This is a genomic window from Variovorax sp. NFACC27, assembly GCF_048301545.1.
GTDB lineage: Bacteria > Pseudomonadota > Gammaproteobacteria > Burkholderiales > Burkholderiaceae_C > Variovorax > Variovorax gossypii.
Genome location: NZ_CP157613.1, coordinates 921,367 through 945,039, shown reverse-complemented (window position 1 = coordinate 945,039; position 23,673 = coordinate 921,367). Strand labels below are relative to the sequence as shown.

Annotated in this window: 27 protein-coding genes and 4 tRNA genes; 10 read left to right on the top strand and 21 right to left on the bottom strand. The window is 67.2% G+C overall.

Translation table 11 applies throughout. The annotated features are described in order from the left end of the window. Positions 1–146: 146 nt before the first annotated feature. The 19 genes from rplL to trpE all read right to left on the bottom strand — a co-directional run bounded on the left by rplL (position 147) and on the right by trpE (position 12,351). Positions 147–524 carry a 50S ribosomal protein L7/L12 gene (rplL, locus tag ABL840_RS04330; RefSeq protein ID WP_093207002.1) on the bottom strand — a complete coding sequence of 126 codons (378 nt, stop codon included), beginning with the start codon at positions 522–524 and terminating at the stop codon, positions 147–149. Positions 525–569: 45 nt separating this feature from the next. Then, positions 570–1,103, bottom strand: coding sequence for a 50S ribosomal protein L10 (gene rplJ, locus ABL840_RS04325; protein ID WP_019658335.1), 534 nt, complete (start codon positions 1,101–1,103; stop codon positions 570–572). Between the two features lie 254 nt (positions 1,104–1,357). Beyond that, entirely contained in the window at positions 1,358–2,056 is a 699-nt protein-coding gene (gene rplA / locus ABL840_RS04320) for a 50S ribosomal protein L1 (protein WP_093206999.1), read from the bottom strand. Then, positions 2,057–2,488 carry a 50S ribosomal protein L11 gene (rplK, locus tag ABL840_RS04315; protein WP_093206996.1) on the bottom strand — a complete coding sequence of 144 codons (432 nt, stop codon included), beginning with the start codon at positions 2,486–2,488 and terminating at the stop codon, positions 2,057–2,059. Positions 2,489–2,625: 137 nt separating this feature from the next. Further along, entirely contained in the window at positions 2,626–3,237 is a 612-nt protein-coding gene (gene nusG, locus ABL840_RS04310) for a transcription termination/antitermination protein NusG (protein ID WP_093206992.1), read from the bottom strand. Beyond that, entirely contained in the window at positions 3,238–3,621 is a 384-nt protein-coding gene (gene secE / locus ABL840_RS04305; RefSeq protein ID WP_019658339.1) for a preprotein translocase subunit SecE, read from the bottom strand. Positions 3,622–3,723: 102 nt separating this feature from the next. Next, positions 3,724–3,799: transfer RNA gene (locus ABL840_RS04300), tRNA-Trp, on the bottom strand. Between the two features lie 21 nt (positions 3,800–3,820). Then, entirely contained in the window at positions 3,821–5,014 is a 1,194-nt protein-coding gene (gene tuf, locus ABL840_RS04295; RefSeq protein ID WP_093210122.1) for an elongation factor Tu, read from the bottom strand. Positions 5,015–5,087: 73 nt separating this feature from the next. Further along, positions 5,088–5,162 (bottom strand) — tRNA-Thr (locus tag ABL840_RS04290). Positions 5,163–5,203: 41 nt separating this feature from the next. Next, positions 5,204–5,277: transfer RNA gene (locus tag ABL840_RS04285), tRNA-Gly, on the bottom strand. Between the two features lie 64 nt (positions 5,278–5,341). Beyond that, positions 5,342–5,427: transfer RNA gene (locus tag ABL840_RS04280), tRNA-Tyr, on the bottom strand. A gap of 109 nt (positions 5,428–5,536) precedes the next feature. Next, a complete protein-coding gene (locus ABL840_RS04275) occupies positions 5,537–6,244 on the bottom strand; it encodes a uracil-DNA glycosylase (protein WP_093209007.1) in 708 nt (235 codons plus the stop codon). After that, positions 6,241–7,041, bottom strand: coding sequence for an indole-3-glycerol phosphate synthase TrpC (trpC, locus tag ABL840_RS04270; protein ID WP_093209004.1), 801 nt, complete (start codon positions 7,039–7,041; stop codon positions 6,241–6,243). The genes ABL840_RS04275 and trpC overlap by 4 nt, the downstream gene beginning before the upstream one ends. A gap of 29 nt (positions 7,042–7,070) precedes the next feature. Then, on the bottom strand, positions 7,071–8,093 hold the full coding sequence (trpD, locus tag ABL840_RS04265) for an anthranilate phosphoribosyltransferase (protein WP_093209002.1): 1,023 nt from the start codon (positions 8,091–8,093) through the stop codon (positions 7,071–7,073). Positions 8,094–8,131: 38 nt separating this feature from the next. Further along, positions 8,132–8,797, bottom strand: coding sequence for a LysE family translocator (locus tag ABL840_RS04260; RefSeq protein WP_093301759.1), 666 nt, complete (start codon positions 8,795–8,797; stop codon positions 8,132–8,134). A 16-nt stretch (positions 8,798–8,813) separates the two neighbouring features. Next, positions 8,814–9,872, bottom strand: coding sequence for a low-specificity L-threonine aldolase (ltaE, locus tag ABL840_RS04255; RefSeq protein WP_093301757.1), 1,059 nt, complete (start codon positions 9,870–9,872; stop codon positions 8,814–8,816). A 6-nt stretch (positions 9,873–9,878) separates the two neighbouring features. Then, the gene (locus tag ABL840_RS04250; RefSeq protein ID WP_093301756.1) at positions 9,879–10,463 is read right to left on the bottom strand and encodes an aminodeoxychorismate/anthranilate synthase component II; all 585 of its coding nucleotides are present in this window, start codon (positions 10,461–10,463) and stop codon (positions 9,879–9,881) included. Next, positions 10,460–10,852 carry a GxxExxY protein gene (locus ABL840_RS04245; RefSeq protein WP_093301754.1) on the bottom strand — a complete coding sequence of 131 codons (393 nt, stop codon included), beginning with the start codon at positions 10,850–10,852 and terminating at the stop codon, positions 10,460–10,462. Before ABL840_RS04245 ends, ABL840_RS04250 begins: the two co-directional genes overlap by 4 nt. Beyond that, the gene (gene trpE / locus ABL840_RS04240) at positions 10,849–12,351 is read right to left on the bottom strand and encodes an anthranilate synthase component I (protein WP_093301753.1); all 1,503 of its coding nucleotides are present in this window, start codon (positions 12,349–12,351) and stop codon (positions 10,849–10,851) included. The genes ABL840_RS04245 and trpE overlap by 4 nt, the downstream gene beginning before the upstream one ends. Positions 12,352–12,724: 373 nt before the next feature. On the opposite strand from trpE, the gene ABL840_RS04235 reads away from it, so the two are divergent. Continuing rightward, positions 12,725–13,303: a chalcone isomerase family protein gene (locus ABL840_RS04235; protein ID WP_093209027.1), complete on the top strand. Its 579-nt coding sequence runs from the start codon at positions 12,725–12,727 to the stop codon at positions 13,301–13,303. 9 nt (positions 13,304–13,312) lie between these two features. On the opposite strand, the gene ABL840_RS04230 is transcribed toward ABL840_RS04235, so the two are convergent. After that, positions 13,313–14,014, bottom strand: a complete 702-nt coding sequence (locus tag ABL840_RS04230; protein ID WP_093301751.1) for a phosphoglycolate phosphatase — start codon at positions 14,012–14,014, stop codon at positions 13,313–13,315. Between the two features lie 235 nt (positions 14,015–14,249). Between ABL840_RS04230 and ABL840_RS04225 the strand changes: the two genes are divergently transcribed. The 9 genes from ABL840_RS04225 to ABL840_RS04185 all read left to right on the top strand — a co-directional run bounded on the left by ABL840_RS04225 (position 14,250) and on the right by ABL840_RS04185 (position 22,051). Continuing rightward, entirely contained in the window at positions 14,250–14,792 is a 543-nt protein-coding gene (locus tag ABL840_RS04225; RefSeq protein WP_093204221.1) for an Rrf2 family transcriptional regulator, read from the top strand. Positions 14,793–14,855: 63 nt separating this feature from the next. Next, entirely contained in the window at positions 14,856–15,200 is a 345-nt protein-coding gene (locus tag ABL840_RS04220; protein ID WP_093204218.1) for a hypothetical protein, read from the top strand. Between the two features lie 165 nt (positions 15,201–15,365). Continuing rightward, a complete protein-coding gene (locus ABL840_RS04215) occupies positions 15,366–15,521 on the top strand; it encodes a hypothetical protein (RefSeq protein WP_176947464.1) in 156 nt (51 codons plus the stop codon). Beyond that, positions 15,518–15,973, top strand: a complete 456-nt coding sequence (locus ABL840_RS04210) for a hypothetical protein (RefSeq protein ID WP_093301750.1) — start codon at positions 15,518–15,520, stop codon at positions 15,971–15,973. Before ABL840_RS04215 ends, ABL840_RS04210 begins: the two co-directional genes overlap by 4 nt. A gap of 101 nt (positions 15,974–16,074) precedes the next feature. Continuing rightward, positions 16,075–16,803 (top strand): SGNH/GDSL hydrolase family protein, encoded by a 729-nt coding sequence (locus tag ABL840_RS04205; protein ID WP_176947463.1) that lies wholly within the window; start codon positions 16,075–16,077, stop codon positions 16,801–16,803. A 187-nt stretch (positions 16,804–16,990) separates the two neighbouring features. Then, entirely contained in the window at positions 16,991–17,593 is a 603-nt protein-coding gene (locus ABL840_RS04200; RefSeq protein WP_093301746.1) for a hypothetical protein, read from the top strand. Positions 17,594–17,935: 342 nt separating this feature from the next. Continuing rightward, on the top strand, positions 17,936–18,436 hold the full coding sequence (locus tag ABL840_RS04195) for a sigma-70 family RNA polymerase sigma factor (RefSeq protein ID WP_093204302.1): 501 nt from the start codon (positions 17,936–17,938) through the stop codon (positions 18,434–18,436). 157 nt (positions 18,437–18,593) lie between these two features. Then, the gene (locus ABL840_RS04190) at positions 18,594–19,631 is read left to right on the top strand and encodes a FecR family protein (RefSeq protein WP_093301744.1); all 1,038 of its coding nucleotides are present in this window, start codon (positions 18,594–18,596) and stop codon (positions 19,629–19,631) included. Continuing rightward, positions 19,628–22,051, top strand: a complete 2,424-nt coding sequence (locus ABL840_RS04185) for a TonB-dependent siderophore receptor (protein ID WP_093301743.1) — start codon at positions 19,628–19,630, stop codon at positions 22,049–22,051. The genes ABL840_RS04190 and ABL840_RS04185 overlap by 4 nt, the downstream gene beginning before the upstream one ends. Before the next feature lie 7 nt (positions 22,052–22,058). Here ABL840_RS04185 and ABL840_RS04180 read toward each other — a convergent pair whose 3' ends face one another. Then, a complete protein-coding gene (locus ABL840_RS04180; protein WP_093301741.1) occupies positions 22,059–23,450 on the bottom strand; it encodes a PLP-dependent aminotransferase family protein in 1,392 nt (463 codons plus the stop codon). Between the last annotated feature and the right edge of the window lie 223 nt (positions 23,451–23,673).

Sequence of the window (23,673 nt, the reverse complement as noted above, 5' to 3'; positions counted from 1 at the left end):
CACTCAAAAAACATCTCGCTCTGGCTTTTCCGGAGCCCTTCGGGTCTCCGGGAAAGCCGGCAACGAGCCGGCTTTTGAGTGCGCTCTGAAAGCGGCAAAGGCTGGAGGGCCTTTGCAGGCACCTCCAGCCCTCCAGGGGGTCTGAATTACTTCAGTTCCACCTTGGCGCCGGCGTCTTCCAGCTTCTTCTTGGCGGCTTCAGCGTCAGCCTTCGACAGGCCTTCCTTGACAGCCTTGGGAGCGGCTTCCACCAGGTCCTTGGCTTCCTTGAGGCCCAGGCCGGTGATTTCGCGCACTGCCTTGATCGCCGAAACCTTGTTCGCGCCGGCATCGACCAGCACGACGTTGAATTCGGTCTTCTCTTCGACTGCAGCAGCAGCGGCACCGCCACCACCAGCAGCCGGAGCGGCCATTGCAGCGGCGCTCACGCCGAACTTCTCTTCGATGGCCTTGACCAGGTCGTTGAGTTCCAGGACCGTCATGCTGTCGAGCGCGGTCAGAAATGCGTCTTTATCGAATGCCATTTTTGTTTCCTAACAATTGGGTTGAATGTTTCAAACGCAGACAGCTCAGGCTGCCTGTGCTTCTGCCGGGGCATCGGCGGGTGCAGCTTCGCCACCACCGCGCTTCTCGGCCAGCGCCGCGAGCACGCGGGCGGTACGAGAGATCGGGGATTGCATCAAGCCCAGCAGTTGCGCCAGCAGCACTTCCTTCGAAGGGATGTTGGCCAGTTGCTTCACGCCCTCGACGTCCAGGGCCTTGCCACCGAAAGCGCCACCGCGAATGACCAACTTGTCGTTGGTCTTCGCGAAATCGGCCACCACCTTGGCGGCGGCCACAGCGTCTTCGGAGAAGCCATAGATCAGCGGACCGGTCATCTGGTCGCCGACGACTTCAAACGGGCTACCAGCGACAGCACGGCGGGCCAGGGTGTTCTTCAGAACACTCAGGCTCACACCCTTGCTGCGCGCTTCGTTGCGCAGTTTGGTCATATCGGCCACCGTGATGCCACGGTATTCCGCCATCACGAGCGTTTGAGCTTTTGCGGCGAGGCTGGTCACGTCATTGATGACCGCTTCTTTCTCACTGCGATTCAGACTCAAGGTCTACTCCTTTAAATGCGATCTTCGGCCGGAGCCTGGGATCGCGCTTCATGCAGCGACCAACTGTCAGGAACAAAAAATCGACTTCCTTGATTCCTTGCAGTGGGGTCGCCATCTGCGCTGGATACCGGACAGGGAGGTCCGGCGTTTAAGTGCAGCACCCTGCACACCAGCGGTCTTGGATGGCCCGCGGCAACCGAAGCCGCCGCGACCCACCACATCCGCCCCACCCTTGCGAGGTGGAGCAAATCTCTTTAGCTCGCCGAGATGGTTTGCGTGTCCACGCGGACACCCAGACCCATGGTCGACGACACAGCCACCTTGCGCAGGTACACGCCCTTGCTGGTCGCGGGCTTGGCCTTGACCAGAGCGTCGATCAGCGCGGCGAGGTTGCCTTGCAGCTTGTCGTTGTCGAACGAGCGACGGCCGATCGTGCCGTGCACGATGCCGGCCTTGTCGACGCGGAACTGAACCTGGCCGGCCTTGGCGTTCTTCACGGCCGTGGCGACGTCCGGGGTCACGGTGCCGACCTTCGGGTTCGGCATCAGGCCGCGGGGGCCGAGGATCTGACCGAGCGTACCGACGACGCGCATCGCGTCAGGGGCAGCGATCACGACGTCGAAAGGCATGTCGCCAGCCTTGACCATGGCAGCCAGGTCGTCCATGCCGACGATGTCGGCACCGGCAGCCTTGGCTTCCTCAGCCTTGGCGCCCTGGGCGAACACGGCGACGCGCTTGGTCTTGCCGGTGCCGTTGGGCAGCACGACGGCGCCACGCACGACCTGGTCCGACTTCTTCGCATCGATGCCGAGCTGCACGGCCACGTCGATCGATTCGTCGAACTTGGCGGTAGCGGCTTCCTTGACGATGTTGATCGCGTCAGCCAGCGGGTACAGCTTGGTGCTGTCGACCTTGCCTTCGAGCGACTTCTGCTTCTTGGTGATCTTGGACATTTACACGCCCTCCACATTCACGCCCATCGAACGGGCCGTACCAGCGATGGTGCGAACTGCGGCATCCATGTCGGCAGCGGTCAGGTCCTTCATCTTGGTCTTTGCGATCTCTTCGAGCTGTGCACGCGTGATCTTGCCGACCTTGTCGGTGTGCGGACGTGCAGAACCCTTCTCGAGCTTGATGGCCTTCTTGATCAGGACGCCGGCCGGCGGCGACTTGATGATGAAGGTGAAGCTCTTGTCGGCGAACGCGGTGATGACCACCGGCAGCGCCAGACCCGGCTCGTAGCTCTGCGTCTGGGCGTTGAACGCCTTGCAGAATTCCATGATGTTCAGACCGCGCTGACCGAGTGCGGGACCGATCGGCGGGGACGGGTTGGCCTTACCAGCTGGCACTTGCAGCTTGATGAAGCCGACGATTTTCTTCGCCATGCTTTTTGCTCCTTGCGGGTGATATCGCCTTGGCTTGCGGCCGAGGCTCCCCGGGGTTAAACGACTCTTCGATCAAAGCCGCGCGCCGAGTCGGACAACGCGCAGCCGGGAGTGGCTCGGACCTCTCGGTCCGGGGCTCAGGTCTTTTCGACCTGGCTGAATTCGAGTTCCACAGGCGTCGCGCGGCCGAAGATCATGACCGACACGCTGACCTTGCTCTTCTCGTAGTTGACTTCCTCGACGGTGCCGTTGAAGTCGGTGAACGGACCTTCCTTGACGCGCACGAATTCGCCGACGGTGAATTCGATCTTGTGGCGCGGCTTCTCGGTGCCCTGCTGCATCTGGCTGACGATGTCCTCGACCTCTTTCTGCGAGATCGGGGCCGGACGGTTCTTGGCGCCGCCCACGAAGCCCGTCACCTTGTTGGTGTGCTTCACCAGGTGCCAGCTTTCGTCGTCCATGATCATCTCGACCAGCACATAGCCGGGGAAGAAACGACGCTCGGTGGTGCGCTTCTGGCCGTTCTTGATCTCGACCACTTCTTCGGTCGGAACCAGGATGCGGCCGAACTTGTCCTGCATGCCGGCGCGGTTGATGCGCTCGGTGATGTTGCGCTCGACGGCCTTTTCCATGCCCGAATAGGCATGCACCACGTACCAACGCAGGTCAGGATTGGCGGCAGGAGCCAGCACGGAGGTGTTTTCTTCCTCCGGCGCGCTCGGCGTGGTTTCAACTGCGTCGTCGATCATTTATTTTCTCCAGCCCAGAATGAGGTCGAAAAACACCCATTCGAGCGTCTTGTCGGTGAGCCAGAGGAAGACGGACATGATCGCCACGAAGGCGAACACATAAGCCGTCATCTGCATCGCTTCCTTGCGGGTCGGCCAGACGACCTTCCTGACCTCGCGCCACGAATCACGACCGAACGCCCACAGTTGGCGGCCATTCTCCGAACTGCCGAACGCAGCCACCGCCGCAGCCAGGCCGACCAGCAGCGCAGCCCATTGCACCAGCGAGCCCTGACGCGCCAGCAGATAGAACGCCACAATGGCGCCCACTGCCAACACCACCGCCGCGGCCAGTTTGGCCTTGTCGGCGCCGGTGCTCACGGTTTCGATTTGAGAAGTGGCCATGTTCGGCTGATTTCCTGTGACCCGAAGGCCTTCAATTCAATGCGTCTCTTGAGACGCCGAAGCCCGTCGGGACGCGACGGGCTTTTCGGAGTGCCACCTAAGTGGCAGGGGCAGTAGGAATCGAACCTACAACCTTCGGTTTTGGAGACCGACGCTCTGCCAATTGAGCTATACCCCTCCGGTACTCTTCGCGCTCGGCTTACAGGTCGAGGATCTTCGCCACGACACCCGAACCCACGGTACGGCCGCCTTCGCGGATAGCGAAGCGCAGACCTTCTTCCATGGCGATCGGAGCGATCAGCTTGACCGTGATCGACACGTTGTCGCCGGGCATGACCATTTCCTTGTCCTTGGGCAGCTCGATCGCGCCGGTCACGTCCGTCGTGCGGAAGTAGAACTGCGGACGGTAGTTGTTGAAGAACGGCGTGTGACGGCCGCCTTCGTCCTTCGACAGAACGTACACCTCGGCGGTGAAGTGCGTGTGCGGCTTGATCGAGCCGGGCTTGCACAGCACCTGGCCGCGCTCGACTTCTTCGCGCTTCGTGCCGCGCAGCAGCACGCCCACGTTGTCGCCGGCTTGACCCTGGTCCAGCAGCTTGCGGAACATTTCCACGCCGGTGCAGGTGGTCTTGACCGTCGGGCGGATGCCCACGATTTCGATTTCTTCACCGACCTTGATCACGCCGCGCTCGACGGCGCCGGTCACCACCGTGCCGCGACCCGAGATCGAGAACACGTCTTCCACGGGCATCAGGAACGTGCCGTCCACGGCGCGCTCGGGCGTCGGGATGTACGTGTCCAGGGCTTCGGCCAGCTTCATGATCGAGCCTTCGCCGAGTTCGCCCTTGTCGCCTTCCAGGGCCAGCTTGGCCGAGCCGTGGATGATGGGGGTGTCGTCGCCGGGGAATTCGTACTTGTCGAGGAGTTCGCGGACTTCCATTTCGACCAGTTCGAGCAGCTCCTTGTCGTCGACCATGTCGCACTTGTTCAGGAACACGATGATGTAGCCCACGCCCACCTGGCGAGCCAGCAGGATGTGCTCACGGGTCTGGGGCATCGGGCCGTCGGCGGCCGAGCACACCAGGATGGCGCCGTCCATCTGGGCAGCGCCGGTGATCATGTTCTTCACGTAGTCGGCGTGGCCGGGGCAGTCGACGTGTGCGTAGTGGCGGTTGGCCGTTTCGTATTCGACGTGCGCGGTGTTGATCGTGATGCCGCGGGCCTTTTCTTCAGGCGCAGCGTCGATCTGGTCGTAGGCCTTGGCTTCGCCGCCGAACTTCGACGACAGCACGGTCGCGATCGCAGCCGTCAGCGTGGTCTTGCCGTGGTCGACGTGACCGATCGTGCCCACGTTCACGTGCGGCTTGGTGCGGGTGAATTTACCTTTTGCCATTTTTCGACTCCGAAAAAAACGTTTCCAACGTATGCAGATGGGTTGCAGTGCTGCTTTTGCAACCCCCAAAAACTGGTGCCCTTTGCGGGAATCGGACCCGCGACCTCTCCCTTACCAAGGGAGTGCTCTACCACTGAGCCAAAAGGGCTTTGTCTAACCAATCGCTTTTCCGGCGCCGAACCGGGTCTCTGGAGCGGGAGACGGGAATCGAACCCGCGTCATCAGCTTGGAAGGCTGGGGTTCTACCATTGAACTACTCCCGCATCGGGGGCACTCAAGGCACCCAAAGCGCGAAATCCAATCGCTCTTAGAAACCAAATTCATCGCTGGTGGAGAGGGCTGGATTCGAACCAGCGTACTCGTAAGAGGGCAGATTTACAGTCTGCTGCCATTAACCACTCGGCCACCTCTCCGGCGAACCTCGAAATATAGCACGGTTTTGTGACTACTCAGAAATCCATGCATCAACGAAGATGCTGGAGAACTGCTCGAGGCGTTAGCCCACGATTATCGCCTAAGTTTTCACCCCGCCGACCGCTGCGCCTCCCGCCAGGCGCGCGCTTCGCCGAAATGACCGCAGCCGATGAACGGCACGGGCGGCCGCTGGGCCGAAAGAGGCGACGGATGATTCGACATCAGCACCTTATGGCGCTTAACGTCGATCAACGCCCGCTTACTTTGCGCGTGCGAGCCCCACAGCATAAAAACAACAGGTTTGGCACCGCTCGAAACATGCCGGATGACGGCGTCCGTCAGCACCTCCCAGCCACGCCCGGAATGGCTGGCCGGCTGCGCTTCTTCGACCGTCAGGCAGGTGTTGAGCAGCAGCACGCCATGCGTGGCCCACTTCACCAAGCTTCCACCCGGGTTCGGAAACGGCGGCGGCGCCGTCCCCAGATCGCGCTGGAGCTCCTTGAAGATGTTCCGCAGCGACGGCGGCAGCGCCACGCCGGGCGCCACGGAAAACGCGAGCCCCTCGGCCTGGCCGCGCCCGTGATACGGGTCCTGACCCAGGATCACCACGCGCACATCCTCAGGCGGCGTGAGCTCCAGCGCCCTCAGCGGCTGCGGCGGAAAGATCACGGCGCCCGCGTCGAGCCGCTCGCGCAGGAAACCCAACAGCTTCTGCCCCACGGCGCCGCCGAAGAACTCGTCGACCAGCGGCTGCCAGCCCGCCGCCACCGGCCAGTCGGCAGGATCGCTGCTCGACAGCTGATCGGGCCGGCTCATTTGAACAGCGCGGCGAGGGCCTCGCCGGGCTCCTTGGCGCGCATGAAGGCCTCGCCGACCAGGAATGCATTGACCCCGGCCGCACGCAGCGTGGCGACATCCTCTCGCGTACCGATGCCCGACTCGGTCACCGGCAGGCGGTCGGCTGGCAGCTTCGGCAGCAGATCGATGGTCGCCTGGATCGACACCTCGAAATTGCGCAGATTGCGGTTGTTGACCCCGATCAACGCCGTCTTCAGCCTGAGCGCGCGATCGAGTTCGGCCGCGTCGTGCACCTCCACCAGCACCGCCATGCCCAGCCCGCGCGCGATGGCTTCGTAGTCCTTCATCTGCGCGTCGTCGAGGCAGGCGGCAATCAGCAGGATCGCATCGGCGCCCATCGCGCGCGACTCGTACACCTGGTACGCGTCGACGATGAAGTCCTTGCGCAGCACCGGCAGGTCGCACGAGGCGCGGGCCTGCTTCAGATAGTCCACGCCCCCCTGGAAGAACTGCTTGTCGGTCAGCACCGAAAGGCAGGCCGCGCTGATCTCGCCATCGCCCTCCGCGTAGCTCTGGGCGATGTCGGCCGGAATGAAGTCCGCGCGCAGCACGCCCTTGCTCGGGCTGGCCTTCTTGACTTCGGCGATGACTGCGGCGTGGCCTGCCGCGATCTTGGCGCGCAGCGCGCCTTCGAAGTCGCGCGTCAGCACGCGGCTCTCCGCATCGAAGCGCACGGCCTCGAGCGGCGTGCGCTTCAGGGCCGCGGCCACTTCCTGGTGCTTGACGGCAACGATCTTGTCGAGGATGTCGGACATGACTTCTGGGGTTCCTGTTCTCTTGAAGCTCAGACGGCCGCGGACGCCTTGACCAGCTCGGCCAGCTTGGCTTTCGCCGCGCCGGAAGCGATGGCGGCGCGCGAGCGCTCCACGCCGGCCTGCACCGAATCGACCACGTTCGCCGCATAGAGCGCCGCGCCGGCATTCAACAGCACGATGTCGAGCGCGGGGCCGGCCTGATTGTCGAGCACGCCCAGCAGCATTGCCTTCGACTGCTCGGGCGTCTCCACGCGCAGCGCGCGATTGCTGGACATCTGGAAGCCGAAGTCCTCGGGATGCAGCTCGTACTCGCGGATCTCGCCGTCCTTCAGCTCGCCCACCATGGTGGCGGCGCCGAGCGAGATTTCGTCCATGCCGTCGCGCCCGTAGACCACCACCGCATGCTCGGCACCGAGCCGCTGCAGCGCCCGCACCTGGATGCCCACCAGGTCGGGATGGAACACGCCCATCAGGATGTTCGGCGCGCCGGCCGGGTTGGTCAGCGGCCCGAGGATGTTGAAGATGGTCTTGATGCCGAGTTCCTTGCGAACCGGTGCGACGTTCTTCATCGCCGGATGGTGGTTCGGCGCGAACATGAAGCCGATGCCGCACTCCTCGATGGAGCGCGCGATCTGCTCGGGCTTGAGGTTGATGTTCACGCCCAGCGACTCCAGCACGTCGGCGCTGCCCGACTTGCTCGACACGCTGCGCCCGCCGTGCTTGCTCACCTTGGCCCCCGCCGCGGCGGCCACGAACATCGAACATGTCGAGATGTTGAAGGTGTGCGAGCCGTCGCCGCCGGTGCCCACGATGTCCACGAGGTTCGTCGTGTCCTTCACCGGCACCTTGGTCGACACCTCGCGCATCACCTGCGCGGCCGCGGTGATTTCGCCGATGGTCTCCTTCTTCACTCGCAGGCCGGTGATCAGCGCGGCCATCATCACGGGCGAGCACTCGCCGCTCATGATGAGGCGCACGATGTGCAGCATCTCGTCGTGGAAGACTTCGCGGTGCTCGATGGTGCGCTGCAGCGCTTCCTGGGGGGTGATCATGGAAAGTCTCCTCGGAGGTGAATCAGTGAGTCGTTCGTTCAGCGGCCGACGCGAACGGCGGCGGGCGCATCGGTGAACGCGAGCTTGAGGCCGAAGCCGATGAACAGCACGCCGGCGACGCGGTCGAGCCAGTGCATGCCTTTCTGCACCGCGCTGCGGCGCGCCATCCAGCCCGCCGCCAGGGCCCATCCCACGTTGACGGGAATGGCGTTGACGTTGAACAGCACGCCCAGCAGCACGAAGGCCAGCGCCTTGTTGTCGGTGCCCGGCGCGATGAATTGCGGCACGAAGGCCAGGAAGAACAACGCCACCTTCGGGTTGAGCACGTTGGTCCAGAAGCCGCCCAGGAAGATCGCCTTGAGGCTGCGCTCCCCGCTCACCGCCGCGGCGGCCGCATCGAGGTCGGCGGGCGGCGCCGCTTTCGACATCAGCATGCGCACGCCCAGGTAGAGCAGGTAGGCCGCGCCGATGTACTTGAGCACCGTGAAGGCCATCGCTGAAGTCGCCATCAGCGTGCCCACGCCGACGGCAGCCGCAAAGATGTGGACGAAACAGCCGGCCGTGATTCCCAGCCCGGCCACGATGCCGGCGCGCACGCCCGAGCGCAGCGAGTTCGTCACGACGTAGAGCACGTCGGGCCCCGGGGTGAGATTCAGCAGCCAGCCGGCGGCGATGAATGCGAGCAGATGGGGAAGATCGGGCATCGCGCTCTCGTGGTTGTCAGGATTTGAAGAATGCTCTGATCGCTGCAATGGCCCGGTCGACGCCGGCGGCATCGACATCGAGGTGCGTCACGAAACGCAGCCGGTAGAGCCCCGTCGCGAGGATGCCTTGCGCATTGAGGCTCGCCAGCAGCTCCGAGGAGCGCGACTGGGCAGCCCCTGCGAGATCGACGAACACGATGTTCGTGTGCGGCGCTTCCACCTTCAGCCCCTCGATGCCTTCGAGCCCCTGCGCCAGGCGCTGCGCCAGCGCGTGGTCGTCGGCAAGGCGGTCGACGTGGTGGTCGAGCGCATGCGACGCCGCTGCTGCCAGCAGACCCGCCTGCCGCATGCCGCCGCCCGCCATCTTGCGGATGCGGTGCGCACGGGCAATGAATTCGCGAGAGCCGACCAGCGCCGAGCCGACCGGCGCGCCCAGCCCCTTGCTGAAGCACACCGACACGCTGTCGAAGCACTGCGCGATGCGGCGGGCTTCCGCACGGATGTCGCTGCGCTTGTTCAGCGCCGCCTGCGCCGTCGCGGCATTGAAGAGCCGCGCGCCGTCCAGGTGACGCTGCAGCCCCTTGCTCCTCGCAAGCTCGGTCGCGGCCTGCACGTACTCGAAGGACAGCAGCTTGCCGCCCAGCGTGTTTTCCAGCGCCAGCAACCGCGTGCGTGCGAAGTGCGCGTCGTCGGGCTTGATGGCCGCCTCGATCTGAGCGAGCGGCAGCGTGCCGTCGGGCGCATGGTCGAGCGGCTGCGGCTGCACGCTGCCGAACACCGCCGCGCCGCCGCCTTCCCAGCGATAGCAATGCGCCTGCTGGCCGACGATGTACTCGTCGCCGCGCCCGCAATGCGACAGGATCGCGCACAGGTTGCTCTGCGTGCCGGTGGGCACGAACAGCGCCGCCTCGAAGCCCAGCATGGCCGCGATCTTTTCCTGCAGCGCATTCACGCTCGGGTCGGTGCCGAAGACGTCGTCGCCCAGAGGCGCCGCCATCATGGCCTCGCGCATCGCGGGCGTGGGTTGCGTGACGGTGTCGCTGCGCAGGTCGACGAGAGATGTACGGTCTGTCATGGTGGGCTAGTCCAGAAAGTTTTTCAGCATGGCGTGGCCGTGCTCGGTGAGGATCGATTCGGGATGGAACTGCACGCCTTCGATGCGCACGTCGTGCGCGAATCCGGTGTGCCGCACACCCATGATCTCGCCGTCGTCGGTCCAGGCGGTGACAGTCAGGGCCTTCGGGCAGCTCTCGCGCTCGATGGAAAGCGAGTGGTAGCGGTTGACGACGAACCTCTGGGGCAGGCCCGCGAACACGCCTTCCTGCGTGGTCGTGATCTCGCTGGTCTTGCCGTGCATGAGCTGCTGCGCGCGCACGATCTTGCCGCCGAACGCAGCACCGATGGCCTGGTGGCCGAGGCACACGCCCAGGATCGGCAGCTTGCCCGCAAAGGCCTCGATGGCAGCCACCGAGACACCCGCCTCAGCCGGCGAGCACGGCCCCGGCGACACCACCAGCCGCGTCACGCCCGAGGCGATCAGCTCGCCGATCTGCTCCACGGTGATCTCGTCGTTGCGATGCACCTGCACGTCCGCACCCAGCTCGCCGAAGTACTGGACGATGTTGTAGGTGAACGAATCGTAGTTGTCGATCATCAGCAGTTTCATGGCTTGCTCACAATCCGGTGCACGCCCTTGACGACGGGGAACACGTTGAAGTTGATCAGGAGGCCCAGCTTGAGGCCCGAGAGACGCAGCGCGGCCAGCACCTGCGCGCGATGGAGGTCGGTCAGCACGTCGACCGCCCTGAGTTCGACGATGACCGACTGCTCGACCACGAAGCCCGCGCGGTACACCTCGCCGAGCGAACGGCCCTTGTAGCTGGCCGACAGCGCCACGTCGCGCGCGAAGCCGATCTCGCGCTCGGCGAGCTCGATGGCCAGCGCCGCTGCGTAGGTCGCTTCATCGAGCCCCGTGCCAAGCACGCGCTGCACCTCGACGGCAGCACCGATGATCTCGTGCGAGAAGTCGCTCTGGGTATCAGGCGCAGCGCTCATTCCAGCCCCTCCTCGACCAGCTCGGCCGCGCGCAGCAGCGCACGCGCCTTGGCCTCGGTTTCCTTCCACTCCAGCTCGGGCACCGAGTCGGCCACCACGCCGGCTGCGGCCTGCACGTGCAGCATCTGGTCCTTCACGATGCCGGTGCGGATCGCGATGGCCACGTCCATGTCGCCCGCGTAGCTGATGTAGCCGCATGCGCCGCCGTACAGGCCGCGCTTGGTGGGCTCGAGCTCGTCGATGAGCTCCATCGCATGCACCTTCGGCGCGCCGGTCAGCGTGCCGGCCGGGAAAGTGGCCTTCAGCACGTCGATGGCGGTCATGCCGTCCTGCAGCGTGCCCTCGACATTGCTCACGATGTGCATCACGTGGCTGTAGCGCTCCACCGCGAAGGCCTCGGTCACCTTCACGGTGCCGGTCTTGGCGATGCGGCCGATGTCGTTGCGCGCGAGGTCGATCAGCATCACGTGCTCGGCGCGCTCCTTCGGGTCGTTGATGAGTTCGACTTCGGCGGCCTTGTCGAGCTCCAGCGACGCGCCGCGCGGGCGCGTGCCGGCCAGTGGGCGGATGGTGATCTTCTGCTCGCCCTCGCCCGTGTTCTCCTGGCGCACCAGGATCTCGGGCGAAGCACCCACCACGTGGAAGTCGCCGAGGTTGTAGTAGTACATGTAGGGCGACGGGTTCAGCGAACGCAGCGCGCGGTACAGAGACAGCGGCGACTCCGTGTAGCGCTTGCTGATGCGCTGGCCCACCTGCACCTGCATGAAGTCGCCGGCAGCGATCATTTCCTTGGCGCGCTCCACCGCCGCAAGGTAGTCGGCCTTGGCGAAGCTGCGCTCGGGCGGATGCGGCTGCGTGGGCTTCACGACGGGCGCGCTCACCGAGTACTTGAGCTTTTCCTTCAGCTCGCGCAGGCGGCGCTTGCCAGTCGCATAGGCCTCGGGCTGCTTCGGATCGGCATAGACGATGAGGTACAGCTTGCCCGACAGGTTGTCGATGACGGCCAGTTCCTCGCACTGCAGCAGCAGGATGTCGGGGCAGCCCAGCGCGTCGGGCGGGCAGGTCTTCTCGAGCTTGCGCTCGATGTGACGCACGGTGTCGTAGCCGAAGTAGCCCGCAAGGCCGCCGCAGAAGCGCGGCAGGCCCGGCCGCAGCGCCACCTTGAACCGCTTTTGATACTCGGCGACGAAGTCGAGCGGATTGCCCTTGACGGTCTCGACCACCTGTCCGTCGGTCACCACCTCGGTGACGGCTTCGGCGCCGAAGCCGATGGCACGAAGCAGCGTGCGCGCCGGCAGTCCGATGAAGCTGTAGCGCCCGAAGCGCTCGCCGCCCACCACCGATTCGAGCAGGAAGCTGTGCTTGCCGCCGCCCTGCGAGTGGGCCAGCTTGAGATAGAGGGAAAGAGGCGTCTCGAGGTCTGCAAAGGCCTCGGCCATCAGCGGAATACGGTTGTAGCCCTGGGCGCTGAGGCTCTTGAATTCAAGTTCGGTGATCACGGATACGTTCTCCAGTTGCCTGCGGCGCTCCTTCGGCCGGCGGCAAGGTCATTCACGGGTGGCCCGGTGTCGGCGTGCATGCCGGTCCGGAACCGCGGGCGCACGGCGTGCGCCGCGCAATCAAACAGTCAGCGAAGTATGGCTACGCCAGGGCCAGGCTCCCCGGCTGCCTTCACCTGTTTGAATGATGTGATGAACGAACATATGAGTCGCGGAGTTTAGCCCACGAAAACGCCGGGGCGCGCAAACGATCTCGTTCGGCTCGGCTTTCAGGGTTCCCCCGAGGCCGAAGGAGTAGAACAAAAAGATACATTCGAACGACCGTTCGCAAAATTCCAAGGAGACAGCGTTGACCGCCCTTCCGTTCACGACCATGTTCTCTCGCCTCGCCCTGGCTGCCTGCCTCGCAACCGCCAGCCTCGGCGCCTCGGCCGCGCAGGTCGACGTGGGCGGAGTCAAGCTCGAAGACCAGATGGACCTGCGCGGCACGCCCCTCGTGCTCAATGGCGCGGGCATCCGCTACAAGGCCATCTTCAAGGTCTACACGGCCGGCCTGTACGTGGGCAAGAAGGTGTCGACTCCCGAAGAAGCTCTGTCCGCGCCCGGCCCCAAGCGCGTGGCCATCACCATGCTGCGCGACATCGACGCGAACGAGCTCGGCAAGCTCTTCACCAAGGGCGTGGAAGACAACTCGCCCAAGAGCGAGATGGTCAACCTCATCCCGGGCCTGCTGCGCATGGGCCAGATGTTCGCCGACCAGAAGCAGCTGAAGACCGGCGACACCTTCACCATCGACTGGCTGCCCGGCACCGGCACGCTCATCACGGTGCGCGGCGTGCCGCAGCCCGACCCGATCAAGGAGCAGGCCTTCTTCAATGCGCTGCTGCGCATCTGGCTCGGCCCCAACCCGGCCGACTGGAAGCTGAAGGACGCGCTGCTCGGCAAGCAGTAGCCGAAGCGGCTACCGCCCGGCGGCCGGCACAAGCTCGGCCAGCGAATCGACGAAGCCGTCGGCATCCACGCCACGCACCGGCTCGCCGTGGTTGTAGCCATAGCTCACCAGCACGACAGGGCAGCCCGCCGCGCGAGCCGCGCGCGCATCGTTGCTCGAGTCGCCGATCATCAGCGTGCGCGCAGGCGTCGTGCCCATCGCCTCGCATGTCTTCAGCAGCGGCAGCGGATCGGGCTTCTTTCGCTCGAACGCATCGCCGCCGAACACCAGCTCGAAGAAACCGTCCAGCCCCTTGTCGGCCAGCAGCGGCTTGGCGAACGAGGTCGGCTTGTTGGTGAGGCAGGCCAGCCGCAGGCCCTGCGCACGCAGCGCCTTCAACCCGTCGATCACGCCCGGGTACACCTCCGAATGCCGTCCGTTGACCGCGAGGTAGTGGTGCTGGTAGCGCTCCCACGCACGCTCGAACAGCGCGCGCGCCTTCGCATCTGCATCAGGCGACGCCATCACGTGCACGAGCGCGGAATGGATCAGGTGCTCGGAGCCCTTGCCCACCATCGTCTCGATGGCGGCGGGCGCCACGTGCGGCAGCGAGAGATCGTCGAGCATGCGGTTGAGCGAGGCGGCGAAGTCGCCCAGCGTGTCGACCATGGTGCCGTCGAGGTCGACGATGGCGGCATCGAAGCGGGTGCGGTCGAGAGAAATGGAGTTCAAGGCAGGCAGGAAGCGGAGTTGGAGCGAAATTGCGAAATATGCGAAGAGTCGCCCGACACTTTACAGAGCGCCGGAAAACCGCCGCCAGCCGCCCGATGCCGGGCGAGTGCCCGCGAGCCCGGCACTTTTGCAAACTGTTTCAAAGACCGTCGTTGTCATGCCTCGGAAACTTTTCGGGGCCTTTTGCACACCTATGCCCCATCGTTTGCAAAAACCCAACAACGAGGAACACTCCATGCGTCTCACGACGAAGGGCGGCTTCGCCTTGACGGCCATGATCGATGTCGCGATGCGCGAACAGGACGGCCCCGTGCCACTGGCGTCGATCAGCAAGCGCCAACACATTGCCCGCTCATCGCTCGAACTGCTGTTCAGCAAGCTGCGCCAGCACGCACTGATCAAGGCAACACGCGGACCGGGCGGCGGCTACACGCTGACGCGCAGGGCGTCCGAAATCACGGTGGCGGACATCCTCGCCTCGGTCGACGGCCAGCCGCTGACCGACACCGAAACCTCCTCCGGCAAGAACGAGCCCGGCAGCAAGGGCTGCTATTCGACGGAAGCGCTGTGGGCCTCGGCCAAGCACCACGTCATGGAATTCCTGGGCTCCGTCACGCTGCAGAGCCTGGTCGAAGACCAACTGGCCAAGGGCGTGCGCGTCGAGCACGAACCGGCGCCGAAGCGGAGAGAAACCCAGCCGAGCCCCGCGGCGCTGCCGTTGCGCGTGAACGCACCCAACTCGGTGTTCGCGTGGAACGGCGTCTTCGCCAAGCGCTGAAGACGGCAACGACACGCTTCGCCGCTTTCTCTCTTTCTCCTCACGCCGACCTCCTTGCCGACGATGCCCCGCTGGCTTCTGTCTCTGCTGCTCGTGCTCGCACTGGGCTGCCAGAGCTTTGCCGCGCTGGCCAAGTCGCATGAGGCGGCAGTGGCCCCGATGGTCGCCGGGCTTCATTCGCTGCAAGGCTCCGGCTGCGAAGCACCGGCCCATCCGTTGACCACGCTCGAGGAACGCTCGCCCGCAACCGAGCTGGCGCCCGATCTTTCCGAGATCTGCGGGCTGCGCAATGCAGCCTTGCATCACGCCGCATGGCGTGGCGCGGCGCCGCCGCAATACGTGCACACGCCTGCATCCCGCGTGCCGCGGGTTCCGCTGAAGCCGCCGCGCACGGACATCGCCGTCTAGACGGCGACGACGCGGGCACGCCCCGCGTCTTCACCTCCCTCATCGACGTCCCCGAAGACCGCGACGCGCGGGCCACCTGGCCTGCGCGTCGCATTCGTCCTGCGCGGCCACCACCGGCCGGCGCGGGCTTTCGACTCAACGCAACGCGAAACCGCTTTTCTCCCGATGAACGAAATCACCATGGTCGCCTTCGGCACCTGCCTCCTTCTGCTGTACCTGGCGTGGCGCGAACGCGTCGTCTCGAACGATCGCGATGCCGGCCTGCTTGCCGGCGTGGCCGCCTGCGCGGGCGTGGCCGGCATCGTTTCGCTGGTCGTGTGAAGACGACCGCGACCGCACGGCGGCAGCGCTGGTCTGCCGCCGTCGCTCCCGTTGCACTCGCCCTCGCGGCGAGCGCATGCACCGACGGCTACCCGTCCAAGGACGCGCCAGCCGCCCACACGCTGAGCGCCGCCGAGCACATCCACGCGCTCAACGACATGCTCCGGCACGAGGCGCGCAGCGTGGACGCGAAGCTGACGCTCGCGACGCCCTGCGTGCTGAGGCTCGCGACCACGGCACCCGGCGAGCGCGAGCAGACGGCCTCGCTGCGGCTGGAGACGCTGCGCATCGCCTTCTCCGTGGACGAGCGCTACCGGGTGAGCCTGGCCCGGGACGCCAACGCGCCCGTCGCGCGCGACCACCGCTTCGTGGTGGACGACTGGCACGACGCGGTCGCCTTCCGCTCGCACCTCCAGCAGCTGCAGATGGCCTGCGCGGCGTCGAAGGACTGAGGCCGGCCTTCTTTTTTTCTCCGCCATTGCGGGTTCCGGCATCTCGTTCGGCAACCGGATGAAAGCCTCTGAATTGCCAGAAGCGCCATCCGGAGATTGCCTTGGTTATCCTTCCCGCACGCCACCGCGCAGCCTGTGTCCGGCTGTCCGACATCGCACTCACGCTGGTCGCCATCCTCGCGATCGGCGCGCTGGTTCCCGCCTGCGGGGACAGCCGCAGCAGCATCGGCCCCAGCAGCAGCAAGAGCAGCGCCCCCGCCAGCACGACAGCGCCAGACGACCCGCCCCCGACCGTGCGCGACTGCACCGTCACCCTCGAGGGCGACTCGATCCTCTACGGCAGCTACGCCAACAACCAGCGCTTCGAAGAGCCGCCCGCGGCGATGCTCAGGCGCCTGCGCCCTGCCTACACGGTGATCGACAACAGCGCGCCCGGCTCTACCGCCGTCCAGCGAGCGCCCGCGTTCGCCACGGCACCGCTCACCACCCATTTCGTGGTGCTGCAGCACGGCATCAACGACGGGCAGTTCGGCCAGCCCTACGAGCCGGCGCTGCGGCGCATGGTCGCGCACGTCCAGGCCGAAGGGCGCACGCCGGTGATCACCGGGCTCAGCCGGCAGACGCATCCGGCCCCGGGCAGGGACGCCGCCGACGACGTCGCCCGCCGGGTGGCCGGCGAGACCGGCGCGCTGTTCGCCGACTGGGGAACCGTGTCCTTCAAGCCCGCCGAGATGGCCGACGTGCTGCACCCCGCGCCGGCCTACAGCGAGCGATTGGTCGGGCGCATCGTGTCCCTGCTGGACCGGGCTGCGCCCGAGTGCAGGCTCTGACGTCGACAGCTATCGGCAGTTTTTTCGGCCTGCCATTGCGGGTTCCGGCATTCCGTTCGGCAAGGAAGTGCATCCACCTGAAACCCGAAGAGGAACCGCCTCCCATGCTTCAGAGCCTTGTCTTCCACGCACCGCCGTCGCCCACATCACCCGCGTCGCCAGGCTCGCGCCGCCGGGAGACTGCCCGATGAGCGCCGGCAGCCTCGGCCTCGTGGTGGCCGCGCTATTCGCGCTCGGCGCCGCCTGGTTCACGGGCAAGACGCTCGCAGCGCGCACCGCCGCCGGCACGCCAGCGGCCCAGCTCGTCGCCCGCCAGGCGCCCGCCGCCGCGCGCGAGCGCATCGACCTGCGGCAGCCGCTGCGCACGCACGCGGCAGCGCTGGCGCAACGCGGCATCGACGTCGATCTGAGCGTGCCCGACACCCCGCTGCCGGTGGCTGCGCTCGCGGGCGACCTGCCTCGGCTGATGGCGCACATCGCCGACGCGGCGGCCGCCACCCTGCCGCAAGGCACGACACTGCGAGTGCTGGCACGCGCCGAAGGGCACCAGGCGGTGATCAGCCTGCGCGAGGCCGATGCATCTTCCGAAACCATCCCACGCCTGTCGCAAGCCTTCGAGACCGGCGCCGGCCGCGCCGTCGCGCCCCATGTCCACGCCTGCCAGGCCATCGCGGCGCGCCACGGCGCACGCATCTACACCGCGCCTTCGCCGCTGGGCGGCGGCTGCCTCACGCTGCGGTTTCCGCTGGACGGCACGCGCGCCACGCGCGCGCCGAAGGGGCTGCTGTGATGGCCGCCCACCGGTTCCCCGCGCCGCGCGAGATCGGCATGCCGGGCCGCTCCGGTGAAACCGGCGGCGCAACGGACCCGCGGCGGTCCTGGCTGGTCGACGGATGCTGCCTCGGCGCGGCGGCCGCCGGCCTCGCGCTCGCGGTGGGTTTCAGCCGCTGCGAGGCGGGCAGCGCCGGCACCGCGGCGCTGTCCACCCTCGCGCCCATCATGCAGACACGGGGCCATCGCCCTCCGGTGGGATGCAGACGCGGCAGAACTTCGGTCACAAATGTCAACGCAGTGAGATAGATTCATGCCTGCCGCACTCGCAGCGTTCCCGAACGACTTCTACCCGCCCTCCATGCCGGACCGTCCCCCCTCGCGCAGCGTGGAAACCCTCTACGGGGAACACCACGGCTGGCTGCTCGGCTGGCTGCGCCGCAAGCTGGGCCATCCGGGCGATGCCGCCGACCTGGCGCAGGACACATTCCTGCGCGTGTTGGGCCGCCAGCGCGACGTCGACGAGGTGCGGGAGCCGCGCGCCTGGCTCACCACCATCGCGCACGGCCTAGTGGTCGACCACGTGCGGCGCCGCACGCTGGAGCGCGCCTGCCTCGAAGCCATCGCCGCCCTGCCCGAGCCGCAGGCGCCGTCGCCCGAGACTCAGATGCTGCTGGTCGAGGCGCTGGTACGCATCGACGCCATGCTCGACGGCCTGCCCGCCAAGGCGCGCAGCGCCTTCCTGCTCTCGCGGCTCGACGGCCTCGGCTATGCCGAGATCGCGCAGCGCCTGAACGTGAGCCTGAGTTCGGTCGAGAAATACATGGCGACTGCCATCCGCCATTGCCTGACGCTGAAATGAACATCCCCCAGGCTTCGCGCACTTCGTGTCGCTTCTCCTCCCCCCTCACCGGGGGCAACACCGGCGGCCCGGCAGAGCCGGTTCCGCGGCGTTCCTGGTCTTGGCCGTGGCGGCTTCATGCGTCGTGGCCTTCACGGTGCACGGGGAGGCATCCGGAATGAGAGCAGCACTCCCTTCTTCCGACCTGCTCGACCAGGCCATCGCCTGGGCCGTGCGGCTCGGCTCCGGCAGCGCCGACAGGAAAGCGCACGACGAGTGCGACGCATGGCGCGCCGCGCACCCGTCGCACGAACAGGCCTGGCAGCAGGTGCAGGCCGTGGAGGACGCCTTCCGCCAGGTGCCCCGCATCGGCGACGCGGGCGACCACCTCGGCGTGGCGGGCGGCGCGCTGGCCCATGGCGCGCTGCAGGCCGCCACCCGCATGCGGGCGCAGCAGGGCCGCCGCCGCGCGCTCGGCGCGATCGGCGTAATGGGTCTCGCCGCCACCGGCGGCGTGATCGGCCTCTTCGTCTGGCGCGAGCAGCCCTGGGAGCGGCGCACCGACTACGCCACCGCCGTGGGCGAACGCAAGCGCGTGACGCTGGCCGACGGCACCGAGCTGAACCTCAACACCGGCTCCGAAGTGCAGGTGGTCTTCTCGCCGCGCAGCCGGCGCATCGTGCTGCGCCGCGGCGAGCTCTTCGTGCGCACCGGCGCCGACAGCGGCGCGCTGTTCGGCCATCGCACCTTCTGGGTCGAGACTCCGCATGCGCGCTTCGAGGCGCTGGGCACGCGCTTCGGCGTGCGCGAGCAGGACGGCCAGACGCGGCTGTCGATGACCGAGGGCCGCGTCGCAATCCACACCACCGACAGCGACGCGCAGCCGGTGGTCGCGCAGGCCGGCGACGGCTACATCGTGCGCGGCGACGCGGCACCGCCCCAGCGCATCGTGGACCGCAGCTTCGAGCCAGACGCCTGGACCGACGGCGCGCTGGTGGCCCGGCAGATGCGGCTGGACGCATTCGTCGCCGAACTGGCGCGGTACCACGGCACGCCGCTGCTCTGCGACGCAAACGCCGCTTCGCTGCGCGTGTCGGGCGTTTTCCAGCTCAACGGGCCAGATCCGGTCGGCCGCGCGCTCGAAGCGCTGGTGCGCACGCTGCCCGTACGACTCGAACAAGGCTCTGGAGGCACATTGACCATTTCGCGACGTTGAGAAGACTTCCTCCGGACCGCCATCCCGGGTTCTGGCGCCTCCGGCCGGCAAGGCCCATCCTGCTTCCCGCGCTGCTGCTGGGCATCGCGGCGGGATGGCTCGTGCCCGCCGTATCCGCGCGCGCGCAGGCGCAGCCGGCGGAGGGTTCGGCGCGCGCGGGTTTCGACATTCCGGCCGGCGCGCTGGAGGACGCGCTCAGCACCTTCGCGCGGCAGGCCGGCATCACGCTGTCCTTCGATCCGGCACTGGTGCGCGAGAAGAGCGCCGCCGCGCTCAAGGGCAGCCGCACGGTGCCCGAAGGCCTGGCCGAGCTGCTGTCGCCGCACCGGCTGGAGGCCGTTCCCGGCGTGAGCGGCGCCTATGCGGTGCGCCCGGCCGCGGCAGGCTCCGTCACTTCCGGCACCGGAGCCACCCTGCCCACCCTTACCGTCACCGCGCAGAGCGAGCGCGCCGACGGCCAGGTCGACGGCTACGTGGCGCAGCGCAGCGCCACCGCCACGCGCACCGACACGCCGCTGCTCGAGACGCCGCGCGCCGTCACCGTCGTCACGCGCGCGCAGATGGACGACCAGGCCGTGCACACCGTCGAGCAGTCGCTGCGCTATTCGGCCGGCGTGCTCACCGAGGTCGCCGGCTACGACACGCGCTTCGCCTCGCTCAGCGTGCGCGGCTTCGCGCCGGCCGAGTACCTCGACGGCTTCAAGCTCCCCACCGGCAGCGTCATCACGCGCTGGCTGGCCGAGCCGCAGGCGCTGGAGCGCGTCGAGCTGCTGAAGGGCCCCGGCGCGGTCTACGACCCGTCGGCGCCGGGCGGGGCCATCAACATGGTGTCCAAGCGCCCTTCGGCGGAGGCGGTGCGCGAGGTGAGCCTCTCGGTGGGCAACCGCAACCGCCACCAGGCCAGCTTCGACCTCGGCGGCGCGATGAACGCGGACGGCAGCCTGCTCTTCAGGCTCAACGGCGTGGTGCGCAAGAGCGAGGGCCAGACCGACTACTCGCGCGACGACCGCAGCTTCATCGCGCCCTCGCTGACGTGGACGCCTTCGGCGCGCACCAGGCTCACGCTGCTGGCGGAGGTCACGCGCGACCGCATGACGCCCAAGAGCATCTGGCCCGAAGGCACGCTCGTCACGTCCAACCCCTGGGGCAGCATTTCGCGCGAGCGCTTCATCGGAGAGCCGGGCTTCGACCGCTACAACCGCAACGCGTTCTCGCTCACCTACCTGTTCGAGCACAAGCTCGACGACCACTGGACCCTGCGGCAGAACGCGCGCCGCGCGTCGCTGGACGTCGACTACCGGCAGGTCTACGGCACCGGCTTCCAGAGCGACCAGCGCACGCTCGACCGCACGGCGTTGCGGGCCAGGGACCGCAACCGCACCACCACGCTGGACACCCAGGTCGAAGGCCGCTTCAGCACGGGGCCGATCGCGCACACCCTGCTGATCGGGATGGAATACCAGCGGCAGTCGAGCAAGCTGAGCAGCGGGATCACCCAGGCGCCGTCCATCGACGCCTTCGCGCCGGTCTATGGCGCGCCGGTGCCCGAGCCGGCGTTCAGCGCCGTGTCCGACAACGCCGTCACGCAGCGCGGGTTCTACGTGCAGGACCAGATGCGCAGCGGCCCCTGGTCGCTGGGGCTCACGGTGCGGCAGGACCGCGCCCGCAACAGCTTCAGCCCTCTGTCGACGGCCTCCAGGGGCATCGACACCAACACCAAGACGACCTACAACGCGGGCCTCCTGTATCTTGCGCCGAACGGGCTCGCGCCCTACTTCAGCTACTCGACCTCGTTCACCCCGCTGTCGGGCGCCTTCGCCAACGGAAATCCGCTGAGGCCCGAGCTGGGCCGGCAGGTCGAGGTGGGCCTGAAGTACCGCCCGCCCGGCGTGGACGCGCTGTTCACCGTGTCGGTGTTCGACCTGCGCAAGAACAACTCACCCACCTTCGACCCGTACGTGATCGGCCCCGTCTCGCAGATCGGCGAGGTGCGCACGCGCGGCCCCGAGTTCGAGGCGCGCGCGGCGCTCACGAAGCAGCTCAAGCTGGTGGCCAGCTACACGCTGCTCGACGCCGAGGTCACCCGCAGCCTCAACCCCGCGGAAGTGGGCAAGCAGCCGCTCAACACAGCTCGCCAAACCGCCGCGCTGTGGCTCGACTACCGCTTCGCCAGCCCCGCCCTGCAGGGCTGGAGCATCGGCGGCGGCGTGCGCCATGTCGGCAAGGTGCCGGCCAGCATCGACAACAGCAGCTACAACCCGCCTTACACCCTGCTCGACGCGGCCCTGCGCTACGAACGCGGCCCCTACAGCTTCGCGCTGAACGCCACCAACCTCACCGACCGGGTCTACGTCTCGGGCAACGGCCAGTACTTCGGCCAGGGGCGCGCGGTGCAGGCGAAGTTCACCTACCGCTGGTAGCGGCGGCTCAGCGCAATGTCGCGTGCGGGTGCAGCGGATGCGCCAGCGTGTCCGCGATCAGCCGCAGCGCCTGGTCGCACTGCTCGCGCGACATCGGCCCGCCCAGGCAGATGCGCACCGCGTCGGGCGGGTCGCCGTCGGTGGAAAAGGCCGCGCTCGCCACCACGCCCACGTTCTGCGTGCGCAGGTACGACGCGAACTCCACCGGGCTCCACCCCGGCGTGAGCGGCAGCCATGCGTGAAAGCCCTCGGGGTGCGCCTGCAGCCCGCTGCCACCCAGGTGGCGCGCGGCCAGTGCCTGCCGCGCCATCGACTCGGCGCGCACCGCCTGCAGCATCTCCTCGGCCGTGCCGTCTTCCACCCACAGCGTGGTCAGCGCGTTGGTGATCGGCGAGGCCATCACGGTGGTGGCCCGCATGGCGCCGGCCAGCCGCTGCGACTGCACCACCGTCGGCGAGCACACGTAGGCGCTGCGCAGCCCCGCGCCGAAGCACTTGGAAAAACCGCTCACGTAGTAGGTGAGCCCCGGCGCCAGCGTGGCGAGCGACGCGGGCACCTGGCGCGGCAGCATGCCGTAGGCATCGTCCTCGATGATCGGCACCGCGTAGCGCAGCGCCACGTCGGCCAGCGCCTCGCGCCGCGCGCGCGACACGGTGGCGGCCGTCGGGTTCAGCAGCGTGGGGTTGCAGTACAGCGCCTTGGGCTTGAGCGTCCTGCAGGCGTGCTCGAAGGCGTCGGCGATGGGGCCGTCGTCGTCCATCTGCAGCGCATGCAGCTGCACGCCGAGCTGCGCCGCGATCGCCTTCACGCCCGGGTAGGTGAGCGACTCCACGCAGATCAGCTCGCCCGGCCGCGCGAGCTGCGAGAACAGCGCGGTCAGCACGCCGTGGATGCCGGGGCACACCAGGATGCGGTCGACGCTCGCATCGGGCACGAAGGGCCGCAGCCAGTGCATCGCGGCGGCGCGGTCGTGCGCGGTGCCGCCGAAGTCCTGGTAGCGCAGCAGGTCGTGGAAGTCGGCCTGCGCGAAGGCGCGGCTGGCGCTGTCGTGCAGGCGCGCCATCAGGTGCTCGTCTTCGGGCTCGGGCGGCATGTTCATCGTCATCTCGGCGCCGCTGCCGCCGCGCAGCCGCAGGCTCGGGCTGCCGGAGCGGATGAAGGTGCCGGTGCCGGCGCGCGAATCGATCAGCCCGCGCTTGCGCGCCTCGGCATAGCCGCGCGCCACCGTCGTGTAGTTCAGCTCGAGATCCACCGCCAGTTCGCGCAGCGTGGGAAGTCGGTCGCGCACGCCGAGGCGGCCGGTCTTGATGTCGTCGGCGATCAGGTCGGCCAGCAGCAGGTAGGCCGGCCGGGCGGTGTTGCGCAGCTGCTTGCGCCAGTGGGCGGTGATGGTGGTCATGGGGCGTGGTCCGGCGGAGTTGATTGCATCCATTGATTGCATCTGGCCACCGATCAACATGCAGGAACCGCGCCCGCTCCAGAGGGGCCGGATGCTTCGATCAGGTGCGATCAACCCCATTGATCGGGTGCATTGATCGCATGAGGCGTGCGTCGTCGCGGTGCGGAACGGGCCGCACGGGACCGCCGCCGAGCCGCTTTTCCGGGGCTCGAAAAATTTTCGT